Source organism: Lysinibacillus sp. NPDC097231, assembly GCF_044761885.1.
In the GTDB taxonomy this organism is placed as follows: domain Bacteria; phylum Bacillota; class Bacilli; order Bacillales_A; family Planococcaceae; genus Lysinibacillus.
Window position 1 is genome coordinate 41,675 of sequence record NZ_JBIWDH010000037.1, and the last position, 10,854, is coordinate 52,528.

Annotated in this window: 10 protein-coding genes; 7 read left to right on the forward strand and 3 right to left on the reverse strand. The window is 35.7% G+C overall.

The genetic code is table 11. From position 1 onward, the window contains the following. Positions 1–345: 345 nt before the first annotated feature. The 6 genes from ACIQXF_RS18855 (at position 346) to ACIQXF_RS18880 (ending at position 6,461) form a co-directional block, all read left to right on the forward strand. The gene (locus ACIQXF_RS18855; RefSeq protein ID WP_402785955.1) at positions 346–1,248 is read left to right on the forward strand and encodes a polyprenyl synthetase family protein; all 903 of its coding nucleotides are present in this window, start codon (positions 346–348) and stop codon (positions 1,246–1,248) included. 12 nt (positions 1,249–1,260) lie between these two features. Next, positions 1,261–1,419: a competence pheromone ComX gene (comX, locus tag ACIQXF_RS18860; RefSeq protein ID WP_402785958.1), complete on the forward strand. Its 159-nt coding sequence runs from the start codon at positions 1,261–1,263 to the stop codon at positions 1,417–1,419. A gap of 71 nt (positions 1,420–1,490) precedes the next feature. Continuing rightward, positions 1,491–3,713 carry a sensor histidine kinase gene (locus tag ACIQXF_RS18865; RefSeq protein ID WP_402785961.1) on the forward strand — a complete coding sequence of 741 codons (2,223 nt, stop codon included), beginning with the start codon at positions 1,491–1,493 and terminating at the stop codon, positions 3,711–3,713. Further along, the gene (locus ACIQXF_RS18870) at positions 3,697–4,311 is read left to right on the forward strand and encodes a response regulator (RefSeq protein WP_402785997.1); all 615 of its coding nucleotides are present in this window, start codon (positions 3,697–3,699) and stop codon (positions 4,309–4,311) included. Before ACIQXF_RS18865 ends, ACIQXF_RS18870 begins: the two co-directional genes overlap by 17 nt. A 428-nt stretch (positions 4,312–4,739) precedes the next feature. Beyond that, complete coding sequence (locus ACIQXF_RS18875) at positions 4,740–5,651, forward strand: hypothetical protein (protein ID WP_402785964.1); 912 nt, start codon at positions 4,740–4,742, stop codon at positions 5,649–5,651. Between the two features lie 183 nt (positions 5,652–5,834). Beyond that, positions 5,835–6,461: a phosphatase PAP2 family protein gene (locus ACIQXF_RS18880; protein WP_402785967.1), complete on the forward strand. Its 627-nt coding sequence runs from the start codon at positions 5,835–5,837 to the stop codon at positions 6,459–6,461. 117 nt (positions 6,462–6,578) lie between these two features. Here ACIQXF_RS18880 and ACIQXF_RS18885 read toward each other — a convergent pair whose 3' ends face one another. The 3 genes from ACIQXF_RS18885 to thrC all read right to left on the reverse strand — a co-directional run bounded on the left by ACIQXF_RS18885 (position 6,579) and on the right by thrC (position 9,317). Further along, positions 6,579–7,241, reverse strand: coding sequence for a 2-hydroxy-3-keto-5-methylthiopentenyl-1-phosphate phosphatase (locus ACIQXF_RS18885; RefSeq protein WP_402785969.1), 663 nt, complete (start codon positions 7,239–7,241; stop codon positions 6,579–6,581). A 133-nt stretch (positions 7,242–7,374) separates the two neighbouring features. Beyond that, positions 7,375–8,268, reverse strand: a complete 894-nt coding sequence (gene thrB, locus ACIQXF_RS18890) for a homoserine kinase (protein ID WP_402785972.1) — start codon at positions 8,266–8,268, stop codon at positions 7,375–7,377. Beyond that, positions 8,265–9,317, reverse strand: coding sequence for a threonine synthase (thrC, locus tag ACIQXF_RS18895; protein WP_402785975.1), 1,053 nt, complete (start codon positions 9,315–9,317; stop codon positions 8,265–8,267). Before thrC ends, thrB begins: the two co-directional genes overlap by 4 nt. Before the next feature lie 205 nt (positions 9,318–9,522). On the opposite strand from thrC, the gene ACIQXF_RS18900 reads away from it, so the two are divergent. Next, a complete protein-coding gene (locus ACIQXF_RS18900) occupies positions 9,523–10,752 on the forward strand; it encodes an MFS transporter (protein WP_402785979.1) in 1,230 nt (409 codons plus the stop codon). The last annotated feature ends 102 nt before the right edge of the window (positions 10,753–10,854 follow it).

Genomic DNA, 10,854 nt, shown 5'->3' on the forward strand with positions numbered 1-10,854 from the left:
CAATCACTCCTAGTGTTGGAGAATTTCCTTTGTTGGTACGAATTTAGTTAATTTAAACTTTTCTTAATGTAAGCGTATCATCAACAAGAACGCCATTTCAATGGTGAATTTACGCCAAAAAATGGCGGTCAATCATACAACACCGCCATTTTTTTTACTACTTTTTAGCAAAAAAATGGCGTGCTTTCTACGAATACCGCCATTTTTTGGCGGTATTTATGTTTATTGTAGTAATGGAAAGTAGTATAGTTAAGAAAATATTTCCATTAACTTTGACTTGTATAGTATTATTTCCCATTAATCTATATAATATTTAGTAACCTAATTTAAAGGGGGAGAGGACTATTGAAGGGACTAGATGAACGCATTAATGAATCATTGGACATTCTTGTTGATAATGAGGCATTGATTGGTCGAGAATTACAATCAATGCTAAAAGGCTTTAAAGAAGAAAAAAGTACTGTAGGCTATTCATTTGGTAAGCTATGTTTTTGGCATTATGAAAAATTTGCAGATTATTTGAATGAGGACATTTATAAAGTTGCAGCAGCTATCGAACTTCTAATTTTGTCCTTTGATATTATCGATGACTTGCAGGATAAAGATTCAGATTATAGTTGGTGTAGAACACCTGAGGTATCATTAAATGCTGCTTTAGCAATGCTTGTTATGGCTTCTAGAACTATACGTGAAACTTCCTTTGAACACAAAAACACTGCGGTTCAAATACTGGAGGATTTTGCATTACAGAGTATTAACGGACAGCAGTTAGATTTACTTAATATTTGCAAAGATGAGCAAGCCTATATACAAATGATTGAGCAAAAATCAGGATCATTAACGGCTATGAGCTGCTTAATAGGTGAAGTGCTTGCAAAAGGGGAAGTATCTCCTCAAGTCGAAGAGTATGGAAAATACATAGGTATTATCCAACAAATTAAAAATGATATTCAAGGGTTAAAGACATGGGGCCCTAAAAATGATCTGCTCAATAAGAGATACTCTTTGCCTATTATTTATCTTTTATCACAAAAAAATGAGGTTTCAAAATCTGTAACTAACTATTATAATGATGATATAGTTGCATTTTTGGATAATATTGCTACTGAAAATGAGTTGACAAATGGCGGCGCCATAAGGTATGCAATTACTATTAAAAATGTCTACAAGTTTAAAGCGCTTAATATTCTGGAAAATGTGGCGATAAGTGAAGAAGGTAAAGAATACCTAAAAAAACTAATGAAATGAGGAGAGATTTGTATGATGAATGTTATACAGTATTTAGAACAAAATCCGGGCCTAGTTACACTATTAAAGAACCAAAAAGCCTCATTAATTGGAGTTTCGTCTGTAGAACAAAAAGCTATATTAGAAGCGTTTAGTGGTGATATAGTTTCAGAAAGTGATTTTTGGAATTAAAATCATTGAGTAATAAGTGGTTCTGGCCCGCTATAATTCTCTATCTAGTGATTGGCCTTTATCTAAACTATGTGAATTATAGCGCGCCTTATTTGGATATTAAGGTAGAAAAAGAGAATGGCAAATGGGGAGTGGCTCACCCTTATTTTAAAAACTGGGCAGAATGGGAAAGTATATCTCCAGATGATGTGATTTTAAGAGTAGATGGTATGCCAATCGATAATTTAAAACAGGTGAAATATAAATCTAAAATATTATCTGCTAATAGTATAACAATCATGAAACCTGATGGAGAAATAGTAGAGATACATATCAAACGTTTAGATATACCCCAGCAATTTTTCTATGTATTAATAATTCCAGCTTGCTATTATTTCTTAACGCTATTCATTACTATCTATCTACACTTTAAACAGAAAAATTCTAAGCTTACTAATTTGCTTATTCTTTTCATGCTAACTGTTTCAATAGCTTATGTAAGCGGTGGGGCCTCTGGTAGATTAAATGGAGTTGGAATTATAGTAAATCGTAGTAGTATGCTGTTATGTTTAGTTGTATTATTACATTTTCTGGAAAAATATTATACATTTGTAAAAATAAATTGGCTCTTTACTAAAAATATCAAATATTTTTATATATTACCTGTAATAGCCTGTTTATTAGGGAGTATCGGCTTTTTCTATCCTGCTTCGAATAATATTCTTTCAAATGTTGTATTAGCTCTTTTCTTCATTCTCCTGATTATTGTACTTAGTATATTATTGCTAAGCTATTTCAAATATAGCTCACCTCAGTTGAAAATTTTATTGAATACTATACTGATACCGTTTCTACCATTTCTTTTTTTATATACACTCCCTAAAATTTTAATTGATCAATATATACTGTCTGGTGAAGTTAGTGCTTTATTTTTATTACTAATTCCTTTTAGCTTTATCTTTACACAACTAACAGAGCGACTATTTGATATCGAATATCATATAACTAGACTACGTTACTATGTTATTTTTTCTCTAATTTTTACTTTGTGGTTTACAATCGGTTTGTATTGGATTGCAGGAAAATCTTTAACAATGACCGTAATGTCGGGTGTTTCTATTTTCACTTTTGTATCGCTAGTTGTGCTTTTTTACATAAAGGAGAAGGTCGATTATCGAAAACGGAAAATTTTATTTTCAACAAAAGGGGATTATATACATCAGTTATATACTGCGGTAGATAGAATTGGCAAAACGATTAAAATAGATGAGCTTTTAGAGAAATTTGCACAAGAGGTTTCACTACATCTTGAGCTAGAGCATATATTTGTATTGACCTATGACTATGACATAAACCAATTTACTTCAACGGTTGAGGGAAGGCCCCCGATTAATCATATGTTAATGGAAGATTTAAAATTAGGGGAAATACGTAAAATTGATAAGGTTTATCTAGCCTTCCTCCATCAAGATGCTCATTGTAAAAGAGCCTTAGTATTGGGACATAACAATTCAATTCATTTAAAAGATGAAGAGCTTTTATGGCTTGAATTGCTTTTATTATATGTAAATAATTTCATTGAAAATACAAAGATGGTGGAAGAACTGTTAGAGGAACTTAAGCATATGCGACAAGCAGATGATAGTCAATTACCTTGGTTAAACAAACTACTATGGTTAAGATTTGAAGAGGAGAAATATCAATTAGCGCAAGAATTACATGACACTAATCTACAAGAGCAGCTTCATATTGCTCGAGAGGTTGATGTTCTAATAAATACGAAAGATACGAAAGATATTCAGCAGAAGCTTGCAATGGTTCATAAGCAAATGGTTGCTTCTTTACATGATTTAAGAGCTTATTGTGAAAATCTCAAGCCGCCGTTATTAGATACATTAGGGCTAAATGCAGCCTTGGAGAAGCTTATTCGAAAAGTATCGGAAAGAGCTAATTTTATGTTGATTTATACGATAGATCGCCTTTACTTAGAGGATGAACGTATGAATTTAATGATCTATAGACTATTTCAAGAATTACTCAACAATGCTTTAAAACATTCCTATTCAACGACAGTTGAAATCCACCTTCGAGAGATGGAAGATGGATTTGAAATTCTCTACAAGGATGATGGAGTAGGCTGTAATGTTGATGATATTATTGTCACAGAATCGATGGGAATTCGAGGTATGCAAGAGCGTATAAAGGCCTTTAACGGGAATTTTTACATTGATTCGCAAGTTAATGAAGGGATGTCTATTAGAATTACAGTAAAAGAAGGAAGTGACACACTTGATTACGATGCTTATAGTGGATGATCACCCTATTGTGTTAGAGGGAACGAAGAATTTATTTCAAGAAAATGAAGATATTATAGTTGATACAGAAAGTGATGCCACTAATGTCATACAGAGAATTAAAAACAAACCCTATGATATCTACTTAATTGATATAAACATGCCGTTAGAAAATGGCATTCATTTAGCCCGTAACATTAAAGCTATCCAGTCAAATGCTTCAATTATCCTTTATACAGGTGATGATATTACTGATTATTATCCACTTATTTTAGAACGGAAAATAGAAGGGATTTTAGCTAAAACGGCATCTAAAGAACAAATATTACGGACTATCAGAGCGATTGCAAATGGTGAAATTGTTTTACCTCAAAATTTCTTGGACTTCCTCGACAATCGATTTAAATTACCAGATGCAAAGCTCGAGATACACTTAAATGAAAAAGAAAAGAAAATTTTAAGATTAATCGCTGAAGGTCACACGAATAAAGCAATTGCTATCGAACTAAATATTCCTCAGCGAACAACCGAAAGATATTTAACTCAGTTGTTTTCTTTGTTGAATGTAGACTCACGTACAGAGGCTGTTAGTCTTGCAGAAAAAATGAATTTACTATAGTTCATCTGTATGTTATACTCATTTTACATTGGTATATTTTTCTATAAAAAGGGAGAGTTTAGGCGACTTTAGAATACCATATTTTGTTTTGGGTAATTATACCTTGATGATAATTCTAAATACCTATTATTTTCTTAGTGCACCGCCATATTTTGGCGGTGTTTTTTAAATGTCCGCCAAATCGCGCCAAAAACCTTACCAAAGACCGCCAAAAAATTGGCGTAAACCCAACATTGAAATATCGGTGTTAGTACTGGTACGCTTAAGATAATCGTGGTTAAGTAGATTTGCTATAGTCTTAATAAGATTTCGATTAAAATATGCAGCCTGACTATCTATGAATAAAGTAGAGATTGTAGATTTTTTTAAAGTTACTAGCTAGTCAACATACTTCACCATAAAACTTTATATAAAGGTAGGGGTGTACTTTGAAAGTAGAACTTGAAAATTTATTTTCTATAGATGAATCTAGTCAAGATCAAGTCATTAAAGTTTATAATCGCTATGGAATTTTTATCGGTGCGCCTGAAATAAGAAAAAGAAAATTAAAGACATCGTTTAACCCTATTTTTACATTAAATGAAGATGTTACATATGAACATGTAGCAGCGTTATATAAATCACTGGAACATGAGCTGGGAATTGATTCAATCGGAGAACGTTTTTACTTTGATTTTTCAGATAGTGAATATGAGCAAGCATCATTGTTTACGTTAAACTCAACAGGGAATTCACCTGATATGTTTTTAGATGATAAAGGAACTTTATTTTCTATAAGCACCTATTGCCAGCATTGTGGACTCATGGAAAAAGAGCAACTTTCACCGTTAGTTATAGATACTACAGAAATGAAGGACCGTCATCTGGTACATGTTAGCGGATATTGGGTTGCTTCACAGGAATTAGTGACATTAATGAAACGTGAAAATATTAGAGGCTATGAACTTTTAGAGGTTATCCATCAAGGACCGGAAGAAGGGAAGCAAAAAGCTTATCAAATTATTCCAACGCAAGTACTACCGGAATGCAGCACTGAAAGAGTTAAATTGTATTTTGCGACAGAGCAACCTCCGTGTCGATGTGGGTTAAGTGGTGTTATCAACGGTCCTGATATGTATAAGTGCGAGGATTTAACAAGCTTAACAGGTGATGTATTCTTCTCGGCAGAATGGAGCCATGATGGAAGATATTTATATCGAAAAACTTTATTTAGTAGAAAGTTCAGAGAAGTAATTATCCAAAACAAGATATCTCGTGAAGTAAGAGGCGAGAAGGATAAAAACTTTGGACCAAAGGATTGGCTATTTGATCCTGTATTAAATGATTTAACTGAACAATGATACGAGGAAGTGTGTTTTTGTTTAAAAAATAATGCCTAAAGAAGTTGCAATTTTGTGGAGAAGCGACAGTCCAAGAAAAAGAAAGTAATTTAGTAGTTTCGGAATAAAAAAGCGAATGCACCTCTAGCCAATATGTTATGATGTGAAAAACAATAGCATGAATGCTTTGAGGTGAAGTATTATATGAAAAAATGGGTATATCCTTTGGCAGTATTAACATTCATTACTTTTTTTGTGTTACGAGTTACTTATCAAAGTAATGTAATCAAAAATTTTGATACAAAAATGGCAGATCTATTTTTCGATAATCGTTTTTTAGAGCTTTTTCATTATATAGGGGAACCGGTATTTGTAGTGTCTGTCGCCATAATTTTAATAGTGTATTTAGCTTGGAAGGTAGGAAATTACCGAGCCATATTATTTGTTTTGTTAACATTTGCGGGTGGGAATATACTTAATCAGTTATTGAAAAAATGGGTACATCGACCACGCCCTGAAATTGAAGCACAACTAACATCATTTAGCTTTCCATCTGGACATGCTATGACAGGTATCTTGTATTTATTTACAACTGCCTATATTTTATCTGAGAACAATAGCAAGGGGCGTAAAACTTTGCTTTGGCTTGGGGCAACTATATTAACTGTGCTAATTGGTATGTCTCGAGTTGCCGGTGCTCGTCATTTTGCTTCAGATGTGTTAGCTGGATGGAGTATGGGATATACTTGGTTTATCATCTGTGTCATTTGGTATGAACGTCGTAAGAGACATTTTAAAACGATAAATAGAGAGGGGGGCCATCTTCATTGAAGAGTGGCTCCCTTTGCTGTGTAAAAAAGCAAGTGGCTACTAAGATATTGCTCTTATTTCTATTAATTGGTGAAGATAATAATCAATGGGAATGAAGAAAACCCCATTGAATTAGTATCACTTAATAAGCTCTTTTATAGCATCTAAGCAGTCATAGAATGTCTCGAAAGGCTTATAAGGAAGATGAAGGTCTTCACAGCGTTTAATAAGGTGATCTCTGGCAAGGACTAGATCTGCTTGTTTTGCGGCTTCAAAATCAGAAAGGGAGTCTCCAATCACGATTTTAAAATGCTCTTTTTGTGCGACTTTACGTATGACACTTGGCTTGCAGCAGCCACAGCCTTGGGATTTAAATTTCGTACATTCCTTATCGCAGCTATTTGGATAGACTAGTTTAATTTGTTGCCCTGAAAAATCAGCACTATTACAATAAACACCTGAAAATGGGCCGTATCTTTTTAACAACGGCTCAATGAAAAAATCGACACCTCCACTGACAATATAAAACGGAATATGTTCCTCTTGTGCAAAGCGAACGAAATCGCCAAAGCCCTTGCGTATAATGGTTGTATCCAATAAATATTGAACAACAGCATCCTTTTGGTTGGCAGATAGTAGCTCGAACATTGCTGAAACACCATCTTTAAAGGTTATAGTTTTTTCCATCATAGACTTAGCAATTTTCTCAGACTCCTCCGGTACAAATTGCGTCATGAGCGAGATGATATTATCTGTTTCTGTTATAGTGCCATCAAAATCACAGAAAATAATTGGTTTCAAGGTACTTCCTCCTTAAGGAAAGCTCATTTCCGTTCTCTGCATAGTATCCTAACAGGCGATTTTACAATGTTTAGACCTTAATAGTATACCTTCAAGAAAAAACGTCTACCTTTTAGTAGACGTCCAACATACATTATTTAACTTGTACACCATGCTCATCGGCTTTTGTTAAGATAATGTGGTGCTCTGGAAATTGATTTTTCATGGCCATTACAAAATCATTAGCAATAGCGGTGGGGATAATAGAAATAAGTGTTGGTCCCGCTCCACTTAAAGCTGTTCCAAATGCTCCGTTAGCCTTCGCAGCCTCATGAATTTCTGTATATTGTGGAATCAGTTTGGCACGGAAAGGTTCATGGAATAAATCAGCCTCCATATAGTGACCTGCACGCTCAAAATCTCGTGCCATTAATGAAGCGGCCAACATATTAGCATTTGCTGAGGCATGTACTGCATATGCACGATCAAATTTTTCTGGTAAAACAGAACGAGATTCACTTGTTTTTAGTTCGATGTCGGGTACAAACACAACAAAGGAAGCATCAATATCATTTACATGGAATGTATCGACAACGCCGTTTTCATCCATTGAAGAAATTGTTAAGCCCCCTAAAACGGAGGCTGTAGCATTGTCTGGATGTCCTTCAATTTGTGAGGATAAATTGAGTTTATCCTGAACGGTTAAACCTAGCTTACAAACCTGGTTAGCAAGTTCAATCCCTGCAACGATAACGGCTGCACTGCTTCCTAAACCACGGGCTAATGGAAGTTCACTTGCCATTTCGACTCGGCAAGCAGGTAGCTGTTTACCGTATTGATCGGCAATTTTTTTAGCTATTACGTATAGTAAGTGCTCTTCAAGCTCAAACTTTTTAGGACCGTTCTCATCAAGGTGGATAATTTCCCATCTATCCTGTAAAGAAACAGTTAGTTTTAAGTATAGAGACAAGCCAAGTCCTATTGAATCAAAGCCGGGGCCAAGGTTGGCTGTGCTTCCAGGAACTGAGATTTGCCACATGTTACTCATAGTACGCCCTCGATGTATTTTCGAATTTCTTCTTCATCATTTTTAAGTGATACAACTTCAACAGTTGAGACACTCATCGCAGTATCAGGATCTTTCAATCCATTACCTGTGAAAATTGTAACAACTTTTGAGCCCTTTGCAATTTTTCCATTTTCAACCGATTTAATAACACCCGCTAATGAAGCCGCCGAACCTGGTTCAACGAAAATTCCTTCAGTTCCAGCAATTAATTTATACGCAGCTAAAATTTCTTCGTCTGTTACCGAATCAATGATTCCACCAGACTCATCGCGAGCTGCCTCAGCATATTTCCAGCTTGCAGGATTACCTATACGAATTGCTGTAGCCACAGTTTCTGGATTAGCAATTGGCTCGCCTTTTACAATAGCAGCTGCACCTTCTGCTTCAAAGCCAAACATCTTTGGTAAACCAGAGCCTTTTGCAGCGTCATATTCTTTAAAGCCTTTCCAGTATGCAGTAATGTTTCCTGCGTTACCGACAGGGATGCACAGATAATCTGGAGCTGCTCCTAAAGCATCTACAATTTCAAATGATGCTGTTTTTTGCCCTTCAATGCGGAATGGATTTACAGAGTTTACAAGTGCCACAGGAGTAATTTCACTTACTTGACGAACAATATTTAAGGCATCATCAAAATTACCATCGATTTCGATAATTTTGGCACCATACATTGTCGCCTGAGCTAGCTTGCCGAGGGCCACTTTTCCTTTAGGGATAACCACTATAGATTGGATTCCCGCTCGAGTTGCATAAGCTGCTGCTGCTGCTGATGTGTTACCTGTAGAAGCACAAATAACACATTTACTGCCTTCTTCGATTGCTTTAGCAACGGCAAACACCATACCGCGGTCTTTAAATGAACCTGTTGGATTTGCACCTTCGATTTTTCCGTAAAGCTCAATGCCAAGTTTTTTAGAGAGATTTACTAAATGTATAAGAGGCGTATTACCTTCATTTAAAGTTAGGGCAGGTGTATTTTCAGTTACGGGTAAAAATTGTTTATATTCTTCAATAAGGCCTTTCCACATAACGTTCACGATCTCCTTTTGTTCTTATAGAAAGAACAGTTGTTTTTGTATAAAAGACATTTTAACGCAAATCGCCCTGTGTTTTCAATAGCATTTCAGAAATTGTCTAAACAATTCGGTAATTTGAATTTTGCTTGTCACTTTCTTGAAACAACTGTATAGTAATATCGTAATGTAAAGTCAAGTGTAAAGACAGGTGGTTGAGATGACAATAAATACGGTTACAACGAATAAACCTCAACAATCCATTTCTCGCAATAAGCTTTTAGGAGTAGCGGGCGTAGGCTGGCTTTTCGATGCAATGGATGTTGGGATATTATCTTTTGTTATTGCGGCATTAGCAGCTGAGTGGGGATTAACCCCAAGTCAATCAGGCTGGATAGGTAGTATTAATTCGATTGGGATGGCTGTAGGTGCGCTCGTTTTCGGTGTGTTTGCCGATAAAGTAGGAAGAAAGCAAATTTTTATGTGGACTCTGGTGTTATTTTCTATCGCAAGTGGTTTATCCGCGTTTACAACTACTTTAACTGCTTTTATGGCACTGCGCTTTTTAGTAGGGATGGGGCTAGGCGGAGAATTGCCGGTTGCCTCAACGTTAGTTTCTGAGAGTGTTGAAGCCAAAGAACGTGGACGTGTCGTTGTTTTACTAGAAAGCTTCTGGGCAGCAGGATGGTTAATTGCTGCATTGATTTCATATTTTGTTATTCCTAGTTGGGGCTGGCGTGTCGCATTATTGTTAACGGCTATTCCAGCAATATATGCGATTTATCTTCGCTGGCATCTACCAGATTCGCCACAATTTACTGTGAAGACAGAGTCGAAGAAACGTAGTGTTGGGCAAAACATTCGAGATGTATGGTCGAAGAAATATGCACGTTCAACATTGATGCTATGGGTGCTATGGTTTACAGTTGTTTTCTCATATTACGGTATGTTTTTATGGCTTCCTAGTGTAATGGTTGGTAAAGGTTTTGATATGATTACGAGCTTCAAATACGTTCTTATTATGACACTTGCTCAGTTGCCAGGTTATTTTACTGCTGCATGGTTTATAGAAAAAATCGGACGGAAATTTGTACTTGTTTCCTATTTAATTGGAACAGCTGTAAGTGCTTTCATTTTTGGTAATGCTGATACTTTGGCAGTACTGTTAACATCTGGAATGTTTTTATCGTTCTTTAACTTAGGAGCATGGGGTGCACTTTATGCTTACACTCCTGAGCAATATCCGGCAATTATTCGTGGTACGGGTGTAGGAATGGCAGCAGCCGTTGGACGAATCGGTGGTATTTTCGGTCCTTTGTTAGTGGGATCATTATTAACAGCAGGTTATGATATCGGCTTCATTTTTGCTATTTTCTGTGGAGCAATCATTATCGGGGTTGTCGGCGTACTATTCTTAGGTAAAGAAACAAAGCAAATCGAATTAGAATAAACAAAACGAGGCTGGGACAAAACCTCAAGAATTAACAAAGAAGCCCGGGGAATTTTACGATCAGTAAAATTCCCCGGGCTTTGTATTTGAACATATAAATTT

Coding starts and splice junctions, on each gene's coding strand:
- comX (WP_402785958.1), top strand. CDS start 1,261: ATGATGAATGTTATACAGTATTTAGAACAAAATCCGGGCCTAGTTACA.
- ACIQXF_RS18870 (WP_402785997.1), top strand. CDS start 3,697: ATGCTTATAGTGGATGATCACCCTATTGTGTTAGAGGGAACGAAGAAT.
- ACIQXF_RS18880 (WP_402785967.1), top strand. CDS start 5,835: ATGAAAAAATGGGTATATCCTTTGGCAGTATTAACATTCATTACTTTT.
- thrB (WP_402785972.1), bottom strand. CDS start 8,268: ATGAGTAACATGTGGCAAATCTCAGTTCCTGGAAGCACAGCCAACCTT.
- thrC (WP_402785975.1), bottom strand. CDS start 9,317: ATGTGGAAAGGCCTTATTGAAGAATATAAACAATTTTTACCCGTAACT.
- ACIQXF_RS18900 (WP_402785979.1), top strand. CDS start 9,523: ATGACAATAAATACGGTTACAACGAATAAACCTCAACAATCCATTTCT.